The sequence below is a fragment of the Sphingobium subterraneum genome (assembly GCF_014199435.1).
GTDB lineage: Bacteria > Pseudomonadota > Alphaproteobacteria > Sphingomonadales > Sphingomonadaceae > Sphingobium > Sphingobium subterraneum.
In genome coordinates this window covers 239,713-255,946 of sequence record NZ_JACIJP010000004.1, presented here as the reverse complement: position 1 = coordinate 255,946, position 16,234 = coordinate 239,713, and the positions used below count along the sequence as shown (strand labels likewise).

General features: G+C 60.7%; 16 protein-coding genes and 2 pseudogenes. 13 read left to right on the top strand and 5 right to left on the bottom strand.

The features are described from left to right. Nucleotides 1-182 precede the first annotated feature (182 nt). Both FHS92_RS13245 and FHS92_RS13240 read right to left on the bottom strand, forming a co-directional pair. The gene (locus FHS92_RS13245) at nt 183-806 is read right to left on the bottom strand and encodes a twin-arginine translocation pathway signal protein (RefSeq protein WP_246351986.1); all 624 of its coding nucleotides are present in this window, start codon (nt 804-806) and stop codon (nt 183-185) included. A 493-nt stretch (nt 807-1,299) separates the two neighbouring features. Continuing rightward, on the bottom strand, nt 1,300-1,737 hold the full coding sequence (locus FHS92_RS13240) for a hypothetical protein (RefSeq protein ID WP_221231047.1): 438 nt from the start codon (nt 1,735-1,737) through the stop codon (nt 1,300-1,302). Nucleotides 1,738-1,782: 45 nt separating this feature from the next. Between FHS92_RS13240 and FHS92_RS13235 the strand changes: the two genes are divergently transcribed. The 5 genes from FHS92_RS13235 to FHS92_RS13215 are packed head-to-tail and all read left to right on the top strand — an operon-like array spanning nt 1,783 to nt 5,742. Then, the gene (locus tag FHS92_RS13235) at nt 1,783-2,313 is read left to right on the top strand and encodes a hypothetical protein (RefSeq protein WP_184081197.1); all 531 of its coding nucleotides are present in this window, start codon (nt 1,783-1,785) and stop codon (nt 2,311-2,313) included. After that, a complete protein-coding gene (locus FHS92_RS13230) occupies nt 2,310-3,050 on the top strand; it encodes a hypothetical protein (RefSeq protein WP_184081196.1) in 741 nt (246 codons plus the stop codon). Before FHS92_RS13235 ends, FHS92_RS13230 begins: the two co-directional genes overlap by 4 nt. A gap of 16 nt (nt 3,051-3,066) precedes the next feature. Further along, nucleotides 3,067-3,696 carry an NADAR family protein gene (locus tag FHS92_RS13225; protein WP_184081195.1) on the top strand — a complete coding sequence of 210 codons (630 nt, stop codon included), beginning with the start codon at nt 3,067-3,069 and terminating at the stop codon, nt 3,694-3,696. Continuing rightward, the gene (locus FHS92_RS13220; RefSeq protein ID WP_184081194.1) at nt 3,693-4,073 is read left to right on the top strand and encodes a helix-turn-helix domain-containing protein; all 381 of its coding nucleotides are present in this window, start codon (nt 3,693-3,695) and stop codon (nt 4,071-4,073) included. Before FHS92_RS13225 ends, FHS92_RS13220 begins: the two co-directional genes overlap by 4 nt. After that, a complete protein-coding gene (locus FHS92_RS13215; RefSeq protein ID WP_184081193.1) occupies nt 4,048-5,742 on the top strand; it encodes a VIT domain-containing protein in 1,695 nt (564 codons plus the stop codon). Before FHS92_RS13220 ends, FHS92_RS13215 begins: the two co-directional genes overlap by 26 nt. 257 nt (nt 5,743-5,999) lie before the next feature. Here the strand turns inward: FHS92_RS13215 and FHS92_RS13210 are convergent, their stop codons facing one another. The 3 genes and pseudogenes from FHS92_RS13210 to FHS92_RS13200 form a co-directional block, all read right to left on the bottom strand. Continuing rightward, entirely contained in the window at nt 6,000-6,377 is a 378-nt protein-coding gene (locus tag FHS92_RS13210; protein WP_184081192.1) for a hypothetical protein, read from the bottom strand. 7 nt (nt 6,378-6,384) lie between these two features. Then, nucleotides 6,385-6,845: pseudogene (locus FHS92_RS13205) on the bottom strand (YaiI/YqxD family protein). 471 nt (nt 6,846-7,316) lie between these two features. After that, nucleotides 7,317-8,657: an SLC13 family permease gene (locus tag FHS92_RS13200; RefSeq protein ID WP_184081191.1), complete on the bottom strand. Its 1,341-nt coding sequence runs from the start codon at nt 8,655-8,657 to the stop codon at nt 7,317-7,319. Between the two features lie 57 nt (nt 8,658-8,714). On the opposite strand from FHS92_RS13200, the gene FHS92_RS13195 reads away from it, so the two are divergent. The 8 genes and pseudogenes from FHS92_RS13195 to FHS92_RS13165 all read left to right on the top strand — a co-directional run bounded on the left by FHS92_RS13195 (nt 8,715) and on the right by FHS92_RS13165 (nt 16,231). Then, nucleotides 8,715-9,593 (top strand): hypothetical protein, encoded by an 879-nt coding sequence (locus FHS92_RS13195; RefSeq protein WP_221231046.1) that lies wholly within the window; start codon nt 8,715-8,717, stop codon nt 9,591-9,593. Nucleotides 9,594-9,674: 81 nt separating this feature from the next. After that, nucleotides 9,675-10,180, top strand: a pseudogene (locus FHS92_RS18390) (tyrosine-type recombinase/integrase); the annotation flags it as partial. Nucleotides 10,181-10,714: 534 nt separating this feature from the next. Further along, nucleotides 10,715-11,233: a lytic transglycosylase domain-containing protein gene (locus FHS92_RS13190; RefSeq protein WP_184081189.1), complete on the top strand. Its 519-nt coding sequence runs from the start codon at nt 10,715-10,717 to the stop codon at nt 11,231-11,233. A 4-nt stretch (nt 11,234-11,237) separates the two neighbouring features. Continuing rightward, nucleotides 11,238-11,540, top strand: a complete 303-nt coding sequence (locus FHS92_RS13185; protein ID WP_184081188.1) for a TrbC/VirB2 family protein — start codon at nt 11,238-11,240, stop codon at nt 11,538-11,540. Nucleotides 11,541-11,543: 3 nt separating this feature from the next. Then, entirely contained in the window at nt 11,544-11,825 is a 282-nt protein-coding gene (locus tag FHS92_RS13180; RefSeq protein WP_184081187.1) for a VirB3 family type IV secretion system protein, read from the top strand. A gap of 16 nt (nt 11,826-11,841) precedes the next feature. After that, nucleotides 11,842-14,256, top strand: coding sequence for a VirB4 family type IV secretion/conjugal transfer ATPase (locus tag FHS92_RS13175; RefSeq protein ID WP_184081186.1), 2,415 nt, complete (start codon nt 11,842-11,844; stop codon nt 14,254-14,256). Beyond that, nucleotides 14,253-15,455: a TrbL/VirB6 family protein gene (locus FHS92_RS13170; RefSeq protein ID WP_184081185.1), complete on the top strand. Its 1,203-nt coding sequence runs from the start codon at nt 14,253-14,255 to the stop codon at nt 15,453-15,455. The genes FHS92_RS13175 and FHS92_RS13170 overlap by 4 nt, the downstream gene beginning before the upstream one ends. Then, complete coding sequence (locus FHS92_RS13165) at nt 15,452-16,231, top strand: TrbG/VirB9 family P-type conjugative transfer protein (protein WP_184081184.1); 780 nt, start codon at nt 15,452-15,454, stop codon at nt 16,229-16,231. Before FHS92_RS13170 ends, FHS92_RS13165 begins: the two co-directional genes overlap by 4 nt. Nucleotides 16,232-16,234: the final 3 nt, after the last annotated feature.

The following is a 16,234-nucleotide window of genomic DNA, read 5'->3' as shown; positions in this document are numbered from 1 at the left end:
TGTAGCAAAATGCGACAGCGCCCGCGGCTGAACGAAGGACAGGTATCAGGCGCTGCACTGGGCACATTGAACGGCCGCTATGTTGGCGGCAGCAGACCAAATCCTATCCTTTGTGGCTGACGGAAAAGTCGATGCCGAACGTTCTTGCAGCCGTCGTCGACTGCGGCTCTTGTAATTCGATATTACTGCCCCGGCGTCCCAGTTGCACTTGCAGCTACGGCGGAATCCCAGGCGTTCCATTCTATGGCACGCCCCGGATAAGCAACATTTTCAAAAGGCCAATCCGTTTGCAGCCAACGCTTGACCCATACGTAAAGCTCAGCATCGAAGCCTGCGTCATACTCGGCCTTGGTTACCCACATGCTGACCTCGGCATCGTAGCCCTTGACTGAACTTGGTCGGACATACACCGAGCCACGCTCGCGGCTGCCATCGGGTGTCAGCACAGCATAGGCAAACGACTCCCGTTTGCTGAACCTTGCTTGCTCGGTTTCCATATCCCGCATGGCATCCGCATCCGAAATATCTTTGTGAGGCCAAGTAGTGCTGCGAGTGAAAGTCTTCTGCAAGTGGTTGATCGACGACATATAGGCATCAAAATCGATTTTCACCAAATTGGGGCCCAGTGGCATGATCTTGAAGTTTGGGGTTTCAACCACGGTCGGAACCTTAAAATCTTCGACGATGAACGGTGTTGCCGCGGCCGATTTTGGCGTCGCGGAGGAAATGGTCGGGGCGGCGGATGGCATAGACTCGTTCGCCACAGTCTTTGCTGCATATGCCGGGCATTGGATCGAAGTCAGCATTGCTAACGCTATGACCGCGGCTTTAACCCTCAGTCTTGTCATACATTCCTCGTTGAACAATGAGGTGATTTCGAAAAGCAAAAACCGATATGGGCGCACGCGACGCCCACTGTTCCAGACAACTGGCGGTCTGGCCCTTGGAAAGTCAATTTTATGCGCTGCATCCCAAGAGTAATTCCTTCGAGCCAGTGAGAAATCGCAAATGGGTCTTATAGATGCCACCTATGCCGGTGCTTTTCTGGCGGATGCGCACGCGACGTCAGTCAAACGCCTTCCAATCAAGGACGACTGCCGCGACGCTTAAACATACCGGAATAACATAACGTTGACCATGATGCCTATGGCCAGCCACCGGGTGCAACGGCGGGTTTTGAACACAAGTTCAGAGATCGTGAACGACGGCTATTGAGCGGGAGTGTCCGCAGCGATGGCTGATGTGCACCGTCCATCATAGTCGGGAACAGTCGTGCACCTTCTCGCATGTATGACGCTGCTAACGACAGCCGTGTTTGGTCTTGCAGTATCTTGTTCGTTCGAAGAAGCTGGCTGCCGCATCGTCAATCTGGCGGACGGGGTGCGCCCGGCAATAGGAGAGAAGGTCGAGGGCAATACCCTCTGGCCCAGTAAATGGTCGATGCCACGCGTTCGTCGCGGTCGTTCGGCCAGTAATATAGCCCAAAGCCCATTGCAGGGATGCCGGATCGGACAGACCATCCTTGCCTGCCTGCCGGACGAAGTCTGCACAGCTTTGCGCGCCTGCGCCGGTTACATATTGCTCAGCGTTCAGGCGTGTCGAAGGCGCGATCACCGCTGATGCGCCTATCGCGATCATTGCTATCAAGTACCTCATTTTAAGCCTTTCTATCCGTTCCAACAGAGGTTGTACCGAATGCTTAACGAATTTTCTTTCTTTTGACAAAATATTTGTCATTATAAACCCATCGAGTCGTTCCACGCTATGACTGGGGAGATCACAATGGCATTCGAACAGCGCGAAGAGTTTTTCCTTCCCGGCCGCACCGTAGAGCAGGCGCGTGCCGATGCGTGGGGCGAGTTGATTGGCAAGGGGCTGCTCGGTCTTGCTATTGGATCGATGTGGTGGTGGGGTGGCCCAGACACTGCGGTTGGTCATGAAATCTATCTGGCGGCCTATATCTTCTCGCCCTTGATCGGCCTGGGGCTGATTGTGTGGGGCATCGTTGGCGCGCGCCGTAGTTTTCAAGCAGCAACACTGCCTGTCGTCGACAAGCTGGCCTATGCCTTGGATCCGAAAGGCATCCATCTGCTTTATGGCGATACGCCAGCGCTTATGCCGTGGGTTACTTTGTTCGACGTCGTAACCCATCCCAACATCCCTGGACAGTTGACCCTCGTCCACCGGCCCGAAGGCGGCAAGGTGAATGAGCGGCGGCTGGCCAATGGCGGGGCGCATTCTCATGAGGGTACGACGCTGGCTGAGCGCCTGCCGCTCTGGCGCGCTGCGATGGCTGCGGGAGGTGCAAGATGAGCGCTTCCGATCCTTCGCCGCAAGGCGATACACCGCCACCGCTCCGGCCATCGACGCAACCCTTTTCAGCCCGCGCGATCATGATCGCCGGTCTGGTGATCGGGCTGCCCCTGCTGGCACTGATGATCCTGCGGCCATCGGAGGATGGCGCGAAGGGGGTATCAAATACCGCAACGGAAGCGTCGGCACCGGCGACGGAAACACAGGAACCTGCGTCTGCCGGGCTGTCGCCCAATGTCCTACCGGTTCCGAGTGCGCCGTCCTATCCCAAGGCAAATCGTGTGGGAATGCTTGTGCTGAATGCGGCCGTCTCCGGCCTCGGATTTGCCGATGAGGATCAGAATTACGAGGGTGCTTTGAGCTGCGATCCCGATGATGCGGGAAATCCGATCACGATCTGGTATCTGGTCGGTAAATTTCCTGAGCGGCGTCTGGAGGGGTTCGAAGATTTTTGGACGGTCAATGGCATCCGCGTCTCGCAATCGCTCACTCTGCGTGTCGATGGCCACGTGTTCAACGCCGACAACGAACGCATTTTGAGCTACGAAAATGGCGCGGTGAAGGTAAAGGGCGATCTGCCCTTTAGTCCCGAACTCCATGCAGCGCTTCAGAACGCACACTATGTCGAACTGATATCGGGCGACACAGTCCTGAGCATCGCGCCAAGCGCGATGCGTTCCGACATGATCGAAATTGCGGACAAATGTGCGCAGATTGCCGGATCTGGGAAAATATGAGGCAGGAAGACTAAAAATGAAGCTCAGCTTCCGAAACAATGTGGTGAGCCTAGCGGCGGAGACGCCTGAGGAGCGAGCGATTTGCGCGCTTCTGAGGGCAGCGGACTGCCATATCTTTCAGCTTCACGCCGCAACGGATCGCGGCATGGCATTTAGTGAAATTGGTCCCGAAGAGGATGCGCGCCGCGCGCCGCTCAACATTGTTCAAAGCATTGCGCCAAGTTTCGCGCCGATCTCGAATTTGGCGCACACGCCATTTGAGTTGGGTGGCCAGCATTATGCCAGCATTGAAGGTTTTTGGCAGGGCTTGAAACGGCTCGACCCGGTGGAGCGTCGGGCCATGGCCAAATTGTGGGGGGGAGAAGCCAAGGGCCGGGGCGGTAGCGTCGATCAGCCGACCGAGTTCGTCTATGAGGGCGTCTCGATCACTGCCGGATCCCCCGAGCACTGGGCGCTGATGCGGAACGCCTGCGAGGCCAAGTTTACGCAAAACAGCGAAGCGCGCGAAGCGTTGCTCGCTACCGGGGAGCGATGGCTGACCCACAAAGTGCGTAGGGACAGTCGCACTATTCCAGGTGTTATCATGGCGGACATCTGGATGCGAATTCGCTCCAAAATACAGGAAGAAGTTGTGACCCTGCGATGACCGGTCTGAAACTTGATGATCTGGTCGGTGCCACGGGGGCAACGCCGCGCCATATCCGCTATCTGATCGCCGAAGGGTTCATGCCTCCGCCGATGGGAGGAAGAACATACGCGACCTATAGTGCGGTGCATGTCACGGCGATCCGCCGCTATGAACGACTACGCAGCCTGGGCTTTCCGCCTGCGGCGATCCGCCTGCTGCTCGATGCGCGGGAAGGCATTCCCGTGCCGATCATGCCCGGCCTGACGCTCGTCATCGCGCCTGAACTGATCGGAAGTGGTGGCGATGTGGCCACGATTGCAGCCAAGGGTGCCATGAAGATTGAGGAACTGTTGTCAAAGGAGGCACCCGATGAACGCAAGCACGCTGCTCGTTGACCCTCTCGCCGCGCTTTTCCGGACAGAATTGACCGGTCTGCCTCCACTGTTACTGGAGACGACCCATGTTGAGGTCATGCCGCTGCCGCCGCTGGCGCATATCGTTGTCATCAGGACATTCACAAACTCGACCGACCAGATGGTTGAGGCGGTACTGACCTTGCCGCCAATTGCGCCACAGGAAGTAGTCTACCGCCTGATCGTTGCTATTGGTGGCGTCGAGTATCACGCCAGCGCGCAACCGGGCAAACACGCCCGCCGCGCCCATGATGCAGCGGTCGCCGAGGGACGGAGGGCCATTCTGTATGAACTTCTCGTGGGTGGCATCCAGCTCATCTCTATTGCCGGGATCGAACCTGGAGCAAAGGTGGATGTCCAGATCTGGAGCATCCGACCGCTCGATCGACCGGAAGAGAACAGGGCCAGCCTGACAATTCCGCTGAGCGCCAAACGACAGGCCGCTATTTTCAGCCTCTCTGATGTCGACGCTCTGGTCACCACCGCGGAGCGCCATAGCGCGAGCGTATCCGTCAGCGCGGATTTCCCGTCCTTGCTGGTGCGGATAACCGGCCAGCCCTTTGGCGACCGGCACCTGATATCGAAAGAGGAAATAGGCGTCGAATGTTCCAGACCGATCTGCCTTCACTTTGCTGCCATCAATGGCGGCACACTCGATCACCGTGAATGGCACGTCGACCACCCGGGCGGCTGGGAAGTCACGTCTGAACGCGGCATCGAGACATTCCGCCACCCCCGCAATCCCAATGGCACTATCATCAGCGACCGGGACGACTGGGTTTTCGGGTCCATGCAGACACCGGCAGGCGAAATCTGCGTCACCGCTCCCCTGCCGAGCGAAGGGGCGCACCCAAATGCCGGAGGATTGCTGGAGATAGCGCCCAATGCGCGCGCATTGAGAGCCTTTGCCGCCGCCGGATTTGTCGAATCCGCCACGCCGAAAACGGCGGCGGACGTTCTTTTGGTGGCCAACGTCCTGAGCCGTCAGACCAGCCTTGCGTTCATCGGACCGGAAGGCGAACTTTCCAGTCACATACCAACGCTACGCAAGGTGGCGTTATCTGAAATGGAGTCAATTGACTTCGCACCTGAGCCAGAAGAACCGATCGAGCCGCCGCCGGTTGAATATGAAGTGCCTCCCAAACCTGAACCAGTGCTGCCTGAAAAGGGCGGAGATCCCATCTCACCGGGCGCTCGGCCACCACGCTATCGCTGGCTGACATGGGTTCCGCTTGGCTTGGCTCTTTTATTGGTTGTTGCCGCGTTTCAGACCACTGACGCCCCCGTGTTACCGCTGTTTGCCGCCTTCATCGGCCTGATAATTGTGAGTGCGTTGCGCTTTCTACCACGCGAGGGTTCCCCGGCACGGCGACGCCTGCCGCTCTTGATTCTTCTTCTTTTGCCCTGGATCGTATCGATCGTTGCCGAACCGCTGCTCGGATATCTTCCGCATGAGGAGCCGCCCGGTCACGCGGACTGGTGGATTCCGTTTCAATATGGTTTGCTGGCCGTATCTGCAATTCTGCCCCTCGTGCTGATGCCGGTCATGCGCGATGCCCGCCGCTTCACCCTGACCCTTGGCTTCCTTAATCTGGCGCTGACCTTTTTCGCTGTGCTGGCGAACATCATCATCCACACGCCCGGATCGTAGCGAAAACACGCAGTTACGCTTGCCTGTCCCACCAAGAGCGAGGCGGGGGCAGTGGAGAAATTTCTTTTGGTGATTAAATTGTCCAAATGATAAACTGACAGCCAGACGTAGCGCCGAATAGGGAACGATGCTTTAGGGAGACAGCGATGGGAGTGCGCCAAGTTCAGTCGACTATGTTCACTGCAATCGCTTTGGCCGTGGCGGCGATGCCTGCCGTCGCTCAACAGCCTGCCGATACTATGGGAGGCCTGACGGGGCTACTCGAACAGTCCGAAGCCGGAAAATTGCGCTGTCCAGATGGCAGTACACGGCCATGGAAAGGCGAACCGACAAAGAACACACTCGTCATCAATATGGCCTGCGCCGTGCCCGCCGAGGAGGCTGAGCGACGGGCAGAAGCTGCCGCCAAAGCGGTCGCGGCGAAGAATCTCGAAGCCGAACAGCGTGCGGCCCTGCGTGGCGATGCCGGCGTCGTCGCGGCTTTGAAGGCAAGCATCGCAACGGGTAGCCTTGATTACCTGCTCAGCTTCCGCATCGTCTGGTTTGTCCTCGTGGTAGGCGGAATCGGGCTCATTGGAGCGATCCTTGGCCGTCTGATACGCGGCGGCCGATAGTGAGCGGAAACCGAAAGACACGCTGGCATCACGTCCCTCGTCGTAACTTCACTAGTGCTTGATCGAGGGTCGAGAGAAAGCGCGAGCGATCGGCTTTGCTGAAGGGGGCAGGTCCGCCCACGTTATCACCGCCAGCACGCAGATCGGACATGATCGCCCGCATGGCGACGGCGCTACCTATCGAGGAGCCCGTAAAAGGTTTGCCAGTTGGAGAGATAACGGTGGCTCCAACTTCAGACAGCGGTCCGCCAACAGGATGTCTGCGGTAATCACAACGGTATCCGCGGCGGTGTTCTCGACGATCCAATCGTCGGCCGCGTCGAAAGCATCGCTCACGACTTTGCGCGAAATGAGCAGATCGCGCGGCACACGGATTGAGCTGTTGTTTATGACCATCGTCGACATCTTGTAACAAATCGCAACCTTGTAGCTCTCATCCTTCACCAGGCAGGCGTAGCATTGATCAGAACCTATATCATGCCTTGCCATAGCGGCACTGCGCTTGAATGACGACTGCACTGACGTGCACCTATCAACTATGTCAAGCGGACCAAGGGCGGTCAGATCTCAATAAACCTAGGTCGGCTTTCAGAAAGTGGACGGCTGAGCATGAACGGCCGCTGTGTTGGCGCTTCCGGAAACCACCGCCGCGTGACCCTTACCACCAGTACGGAGATGAAGGGGGATTGCGGTGGCTGCCAGCCAGGGCGAGGCCGCAAACGCGCGATCAGCTATCTGTGGCGCGGCTTCTCCACTCTTGGCAAATGCAATCGCGACAAGCCCAAGCAGTACTGCCGCGATCACCGCTGCCGAGCGGCGCAACAAAGCACCGGGGTCCAGCCGATAGTTTTGTCGCCAATATCGTGCCCAGAGCTTCTTGCCGTCCGCTTAGGCAAGCCGGGACGGTGAGACAACCAGTCTGCGCGGTGGTGCCGACTGGTTCGCGATTGCAGAGCCGTGTCAAAATGGAAAGAAATTGTGGATTGCGATGACCGCGACCGCCCATGTCAGCAGGTTCAGCGGCAAACCCACCCGAACGAAGTCGGTGTAACGGTATCCCCCCATCTGGTAGACCAGCACGTTGGTCTGATACCCGAACGGCGTAGCGAACGCCGCACTTGCCGCCATCATGATCGTCACCAGAAAAGGTCGGGGACTGACCGCGAGACTCTCTGCCAATGCTACCGCAACCGGCGTCAGCAGAACGGCTACGGTGGCGTTCGAGAGAAGCTCGGTGAGAAGCAGGGTGACGCCGTAAAGAAGGATGAGAGCCACAAGCGGCCCGACCCCATCGACCGAGGCCACCATCCATCCGGTTGCCTCGGCAGCCAAGCCGGTTTGCTCCATCGCGATGCCGATGACCACCATGCCAGCGATCAGCAGAAGGATTTCCGGACGCAGGCCCGAATAAGCCTCGTCCGGAGAAATGACCCGCAGCAGAATGAGGAGGATTGCTCCGGCAAAGGAAGCGGCGGCGATCGGCACCAGGTCCAGCGCCGCGAACGCGATTACACCTATGAATACTGCGACAGAAACCATCGCCACGCCCGGACGGAAGGGGTGAACCGCGGCATAGACCCGCGTGTCCTCGAGCGAATCTCCCGTGAGGTCGACATGGCTGACGGCGCGGCGTTCGATGGCGGATGGGCGGTCAGTATCGTCGGCAGTCTGGGGTTCTGCTGATGGGCCACCACTGCGCACCAATCTGCCAGTGAACAGCATGAGGTAGAGGCCGCCAGCGAGAGCCATCGCGAGGCCCACTGGGGTAACCTCAAAAATGCCGAACGGTGCCTGTCCCGAAGAACGGGCCATGTCATCGACCAGGAGGTTTGTCGAGGTGCCGATCAGGGTGCAGCATCCACCCAGTACGGCCACGTAGGACAGTGGCATCAGGAAACGGCGTGGATCCAGACCGATCGATTTCGCCACATCGCGGATGACAGGGGCCGCGACGACGACGATCGGCGTGTTGTTCAGGAACGCCGAGCCTACGCCTGACAGTGAGATCAGACCCCACAAGCCTGCCGCGCCGGTGCGTCGGCAGAGCACGACCGCCTTTTCGATCGCCTTGTCGAGCAGGCCTGACAATTCCAGCGCATGGGCTATGACGAAGAGCGATGCGAGCGTGAGGATTGCCGGACTGGCAAACGCGCCCTGGACTTCGCTGGGTCGCACCGCCCCGGTTACCAGCAGAATGGCCGCACCCGTTAGCGCCACAACGTCTGCACGCATCTTGTCGGCAATGAGCGCCGCGACGACGCCGACTAGGACCGCCAAGGTTATAATCTGTTCCAACGTCATCAGTCGCCCTGCTTACCGGTAGATGACGCTGCGGACAATCGATGCTAGGTTTTGAAAATGAAAGATATTTCTGGAGATAAAGGGAAGCTGCATCAAAGCGGCATCATGGTGCTGTCAATCGCATTGATTGCGTTGTCGACGGCTGGTTGTCAGGGTGGGACCGAGCCGACATCCAATAACAGCGCCACAGTAGAAACGCCTAATACTCAAGCGCCACAGCCTCTGCCAGTTGCTGCAATAGAACCAGTCGGGCGTGCCGAACTGTTGGCGGCTGCTGCAGTGGCCGCTGACGAAGTCGCTGCAGGCAATGCGCTGCCCAAGGCAAATCGCGAGCTTGTCGACAGGACGTTCGAGTTGCGACTTCCATTTGGCTGCGGTGAAGGCATGCTCGCGGATTGGGGAGAATGGAGCATCGATCCCAAGACCAGAGTATTGCGGATCAATGCGCGCCCGCAGGTTTTGGGCGATGATCCAACGATCAAGACCCTCGCTGCGGGTGTCATTTATGATGCCGCCGAAGGGTTCTGGATTGATCGTCCCTGGACGCGTTCCGAGAATTGCCCAGCGTCCCTATCATCCGAGACTGCGCCAGCTTCTCCCGTTGGAGAAGCAACGCCGGTCGCGGCGCCCGATATTTCGCCAATGCACACATTTGCGCTCGTCCAGTATTTTTCCCCCGATGCGCCCCGGACTCTCAGGCGCGGATCAAGACCCTATTCCTACACTGGCAAGGTCCCGGAAACCGAAACTGTTGGTGCCAAGGGCTTCCACCTGAAGTTGATAGGCCGAATTCGCGCTTATGGCGACGGCCAGCCAATACACTGCGTTGTGACTACGCACTCAGGGCCGCCGGTTTGCGCTGCTGCAGTAGAATTTACGCAAGTGGTTCTGGAGGATGCAGATACAGGCGACAGCTTGGCGGAATGGAATAAATAGCCTCCAACGCTAGTCGCGATTTCTGAGCTCATTCCAGGCGTTACATCGGCGGGCATCGCAAGTTGTTAATGCTTCTATCCAAAAACGGCGATTGATCCACCCGATATCTGGGCAATCCGATTTTATTTTAATGAACATAGGCGGCTGGGTGACCGCGCATTATTTGACCTAGCTATCGATAGCAAATTGCGTGGCTGTGATCTGGTCAAAATCAGGATAGGCGACTTGATGAGCGCAGGTTCATTTCGTGATCGCGCGACTGTAATCGAGCAAAAGACTGGCCGTCCGGTACAATTCGAAATAATGTCCGAGGCGCGCAAGAGCCTGAAAGCTTGGCTTGATCGGCGCGGTGGAACAATCCGAGACTTCGTGTTCCCAAGCAGAATCGATTATCTCGGTCACTTGAGCACACGGCAGTATGCGCGTCCTGTCGATGAATGGTCTCCACGATCGGCATCGACAAACGAGAGTATGGAACTCATGCGATGCGAAGAACGAAGGCGTCGCTCATCTACAAGGCTACCGGCAATCTTCGCGCCGTCCAAATCTTGTTGGGCCATACGAACATCGAGAACACCGTCCGGTAACTCGGTGTGGACGTCGACGATGCCCTGACTTTGTCAGAACGAACCGAAATTTGATCTTGGTTCCGGCTCCTCGCAAGACCACGGGAAGCCGGAATCATCTCATGAACGTACGACAGGTATCGACGAACCCATCTGAGGCAATGAACGGCAGTAATTGAGCGATGGCCGTCACGCTGATCGCACTGAAGTTTTTTACTCGGAGAGTACGGGAATCTGCATCTGGTCTAAGCTTCCTATTGTGGCAGTTGGCTGGGGGATGTTCCTGTTCAGCGCGGCTTATACTCCGTGATCTGAGGCGCTGCACGGTTGGTACGGAACAGCGGGACAGAGCATTATTTTGTGCTTGAGATAGCGTTGCAGAGCACGGATTTTCGGCCATCGTCGGCTCCGTTTCAGACACCACCTGACGCAAACGAAGTCTGATGTCACACGCATGTAACCGAAGTTACGCATCGCCAATGCATGCGGCGCAGAACGAATCTTAATTCTCTAGTTAGTAGCGTGACGGCCGCCCTCTTGGCGGCCGTTTCGAGCATGCCGGCACATGCCGACGTGTTCGAGATCAGTATATCAGGGATGACGCGCGTATCCGATCGTCCGACGACCGCTGCGCCCCGGTCTGAACCGGACGTAACGCCTATAACCCAAGCTACCGCGGACGCAGGGCCGGATCGCTGGCGTGCGCGAGTAGGACAGCTCGCCGCGAAATACGACATTAGCCCGGCACTACTGGAAGCCGTCGTATGGCAGGAAAGCCGGTGGCGCGAGGATGCCGTGTCCCCTGTCGGCGCGCAAGGGCTTGCACAGTTGATGCCCGGCACCGCCCGGCAGATGGGCGTGAGCGCCTCGGATCCCTCGGCCAACCTGGAGGGTGGCGCGCGCTATCTGCGGCTGCAGCTCGACAGCTTTGACGGCGACGTAGAGAAAGCGCTCGCCGCCTATAATGCCGGGCCGGAACGCGTGCGCCGCGCCGGGGGCATCCCCGCCATCCGCGAGACCCGAGATTATGTCGCCGCGATCCTCTCGCGGCTAGCCGACCCTGTACGGAGATGAAGACATGCGATTGAAAGAGCTTGCTTGGCTGGCTGCGGCCCTGGGCATGGCCGTGCCGCTTCCCGCCTTCGCGCAGGCAGCAGTAGACCCGCAGGGCTCCGGCCCGATCGTCGCCGCGCTCGCCTGGTTGCAGGGAACACTGCTGGGCAATGTCGCCACGGCGGTGGCAGTAATGGCCGTGGCGGCGGTGGGCTTCATGATGCTGACGGGGCGGCTCAACTGGCGCTTTGGCGCGACGGTCATTATTGGCTGCTTCATCCTGTTTGGCGCGGGCGCGATCGTGTCCGGAATTCAGTCGGCGGTGTAGGCAATGGATCTGGTCAGCCACCCCGTGCATCGCGCGCTGACGCGGCCGCAGATGTTCGCGGGCGTGACCTACAGCTTCTTCATCATCAATGCAGCGGTGACGACCGAGGCGTTCCTTATCACCAAGAACTTCTGGGCCTTGCCGGTCGCGCTCGGCGTGCATGGGGCGGGCTATCTCGCCTGCCTGCGCGAGCCGCGGGTCTTCGACCTGTGGATCGCAAAAGTCAGCCGCTGCCCGCGTATTCGCAACTGGCGGCGCTGGCACTGCAACAGCTACGCACCCTAACGACTGGGAACAGGACATGACCGGAAACAACAGGGCGCTGCCATGGGCGAAAAAGGAAGCGCTGGCGGGCGATCGCCTGCCGTATGCGGCACTGGTGGACGAGAATGTTGTCCTGCTGCGCGATGGATCGGTCATGCTGGCGCTCCACGTGCCGGGCTTCGCCTTTGAAACGGCAGATGCAGACGAGTTGAATGCGCGCACCGCGGCTCGCGAACTGCTTTTACGTGCCAGCCTCGATGCGCGTTTCGTCCTCTACCATCATGTCATCCGCCGCCGGGTGCATGTCGAGCTGGATGCCGTGTTCGACGATCCGCTGGCCGCGCATATCGATGCGCGCTGGAAGGACCGGCTCGCGGGCGGGACTCTCTACGTCAACGACCAGTTTGTGACGCTGATACGCCGCCCGGCGCGTGGCAAGGCCGGCTGGGGCGAACGCTTTGCACGCATGGCGAAGCGTGGGCGCGCGGCGGTTGAGGCGGAACCCGGCGATGTGCGCGCGTTGCGGGCCGCGGCGGGAGCGCTCGCCGCGTCGCTGGGTTCGTATGGAGCGCGCATGCTCGGCGATTATGCAGGCGCGACCGGCACCTGCTCAGAGATATTAGAGTTGTTGTCCGCGCTCTACAACGGCGAGATGCGCCCCGTGCGCCGTCCCGCCGACGGCACCGACATCGGTCTGATGCTTCCCTATCGCCGGGTGAGCTTTGGCCTTGATGCCATGGAACTGGCGGGTGCAGGCGGGCAGGACGACCGGAGCTTTGCCGCACTCGTCTCGCTCAAGGATTATCCCGACAGCACCGCGCCGGGTCTCACTGACGCGCTGTTGCGCCTGCCGTGCGAGATGGTGCTGACGGAGAGCTATGCGCCTTCGGACCGGCAGGTTGCGCGTGAGCGCATCGATCTGGCCCTGCGGCGACTGCGCTCGGCGGATGAGGAAGCCGTAGCGGAGCGACGGGAGATGAGCGCGGCCCGCGACGCGCTGGGCAGCGGTGCGGTCGGCTTTGGCGATCATCATCTGTCTGTACTCGTGCGCAGCGCGTGGCTCGCCGAGCTGGACGATGTCGCAGCGCAATGCGCCGCCGCGCTGGCCGACGCGGGCGTTGTTGCCGTGCGAGAGGACGTGAATCTCGAACCCGGCTTCTGGGCGCAGTTCCCGGGCAACGAAGATTATCTTGTGCGCCGCGCGCTGATTTCCAGCGCCAACATGGCATGTTTCGGATCGCTGCACGGCTTCTCGATGGGGCAAGCGCGCGGCAACCACTGGGGCGAGGCGGTGACGCTCCTCCAGACCACCAGTGCCACGCCGTTCTTCTTTAACTTCCACCAGGCGGATCTAGGCAATTTTTCCGTCATCGGTCCTTCCGGGTCAGGCAAAACGGTGGTGATGAACTTCCTTGCCGCGCAGGCGCAGAAATTCGCGCCGCGCACGATCCTGTTCGACAAGGACCGCGGATCGGAAGTGTTCGTCCGCGGTATCGGTGGAAGCTATTCGCGCATTGCGGCGGGTTTGCCCACCGGGTTCAACCCGCTCGACCTGCCCGATACCGCTACCAACCGTGCCTTCCTGCGCGACTGGCTCGGCGTGCTGCTCGACGCCAGAGGGCCGGAGGAGGAAGCTACCCTCGCCGCCGCCGTTGACGCCGCCTATGCCAACGACCCCGCACTGCGTCGCCTCACCCATTTCCGCGAGCTGCTGGCCGGCAGCCGCCGTCCGCAATCTGGCGATCTGGCAAGCCGCTTATCGGCCTGGATCCGTGATGGGGAACATGGCTGGCTGTTCGACAATGCCCAGGATCGGCTGGACCTCTCCGCCCGCGTCATCGGGTTCGACATGACCGCGCTGCTCGAAAGCCCACGCCTGCGCACGCCGGTGATGATGTACCTGTTTCATCGCATCGAAGAGCGGCTGGACGGCACGCCCGCGATGATCCTGATCGACGAAGGCTGGAAGGCGCTGGACGACGAGGTGTTCGCCGCGCGCATCCGTGATTGGCTCAAGACGCTGCGCAAGCGCAACGCGCTGGTCGGGTTTGCGACGCAGAGCGCGCGCGATGCTCTCGACAGCCGCATTGCCACGGCGCTGGTCGAACAGACCGCCACGATGCTGTTCATGCCCAATGCCCGCGCTCGCGAGGAGGATTATTGCGACGGCTTCGGCCTGACGTTGCACGAGCTGGATCTCATTCGCACGCTGCCCGCGCACAGCCGCTGCTTTCTGGTGCGGCAAAGCGACGCATCGGTGGTCGTCCGGCTCGACCTGTCGGGCATGCCCGAAGTGCTGACCGTGCTGTCGGGCCGAGAGAGCATTGTACGGCGGCTTGACCTGCTGCGCGAGACGCTGGGCGATGCCCCGTCCCGTTGGTTCCCGGAACTCACCGGAACGCCATGGCCGGGTGATGGCGATACACCCATCTGGACTGAGGCCGCAGAATGAGCACATGCGATACTCTGACGGCTAACGCATCGGCGGGGGCTGCGCCCGCGCTGCGCGCCGTCGATTGCCTCGCTAACGAAGCGGCGGCGAGTGCATTTGGACGCCTGTTCGGGGCAGCCGGCGCGATGGGACCAGCACTGACCATCCTGCTGACGCTCTACATCGTGTTCTTCGCCCTTTCACTGCTGACCGGGCGCAGCCGGATCGGCATTTCGGCGCTGACGCCGCGGATGCTGACGCTGGGTCTGGTGCTGACCTTTGCAACAAGCTGGGCGGCCTATCAGGGGGTCGTGTGGAACCTCGCGACCGGCGCTCCCGACCAGTTGGCTGGAGCCATGACCGGCGTAAGCGGACCGGCGACGCAGATGTTCGCCGACAAGCTCGACATCATTTTCGCCGCGATCGAGCAGGCCAGCGATCAGGCGCGTAACAATGCCCCGGTCGTCGCCGACGCGAGCGCCGCAGTCGTCACCGCCCGCGTCGCGGCGCAGGGCACGTTCAGCCCGGACAACCTCATCTGGCTGGCGGCGGTCCTGCTGCTGCTCGGCACGGTCGGCCTGCTGGTGACGGCGCGGATCGCGCTTGCCGTGCTGCTGGCGGTTGGGCCGGTGTTCGTGGTGCTGGCGCTGTTCGACGGCACGCGGGGCCTGTTCGTCGGCTGGTTGCGCGGCGCGGTGATGACAGCGATGGTACCCCTGTTCGTCGTGGTGGGAGGCGGCATTTCGCTCGAACTGATGGTGCCGGTGATCGGCAATCTGGCAGGCGACACCGGGATCGACGCACGCGCCGCCATGGCGCTGTTCCTGATTGCCTCGGTACACATGGCGCTGATGGGCATGGTGATGAAGGTCGCCGGATCGATGGTCGCGGCATGGCAGGTCTTCGGCCTCGCGCCCGCCATCGGTGAGCAAGGGCGAGAGGGGACGTCAGGGCATGACCGCTCCGCCCCCGCCGCTCTGTCGGGTCCGCAGCCGATGGCATCCCCGTCCTTGTCACGCCGTACGCTGATCGCCGCGCCTGCCGTCATGCCGACTGGTGGACCCGAGTCCGGCGTGATTTCGACTCGGAGCACCCGCACAGTCATCGCCGCGACGCCTCCCATTTCCGCAACGCTGCCTTCCACCCCCGCCCGCCGTGCGCGCGGCATCGGCAGCCGCTTTGCAGCCCAGCCCTATCGTTCCCGGGAGATGATGAGATGACCCTGCGCGCCGCGCTGCTCGCCGCGAGCTTTGCCTTCGCCGCCCCGTCCGCTCACGCGGCAGACGCGCGCGTTGTAAGCCGCCTCTATATCCCCGACCAGGTCGTGCGGATCGAGGGGAAAGCCGGGGTGCAGGCGTCCATCCTGTTCGCTGAGGACGAGCATATCGAGAACGTCGCGGTAGGCGACTCCACAGCATGGCAAATCACGCCCAACAAGCGGGCCAACCTATTGTTTGTCAAGCCGCTGGCGACCCGGGCGCGCACCAACATGACGGTAGTTACGGACCGGCATAGCTATTTTTTCGATCTGGTGGCGCTGCCCGGCGCCAGTCCGCTCTATGCGCTGCGCTTCACCTACCCGGATGCCCCGAAGCCGCAGACGCCGCCACTGGCTCCACTCACCCCCGCCGAGCAGGCCGTCATAGGTCAGCCGGTGGTGGATCCTGCGAACCTCAACTTCGCGTGGAAGGCAAAGGGCAAGCAGGCATTGCTCCCCGCGCGCATCTATGACGACGGGCAGGCAACCTATGTGAGCTGGCGCGCAGGTGCGCCCGTCCCCGCCATCCTCGTGCGCGACGATCGCGGTGCGGAGGGGCCGATCAATTATGCCGTGCATGGAGACATGATTGTGATCGAGGGCGTGCCGGGCGTCCTGATCCTGCGCGCGGGACGCGACAGTGCCACGCTGGAAAACACCGCGCCGCGCCCAGCGCCGGTCGCTGCGGATACGGCCGCTAAGGCGCTCGCCGCCGCCACACGACCCCAGGAGAAATGACGT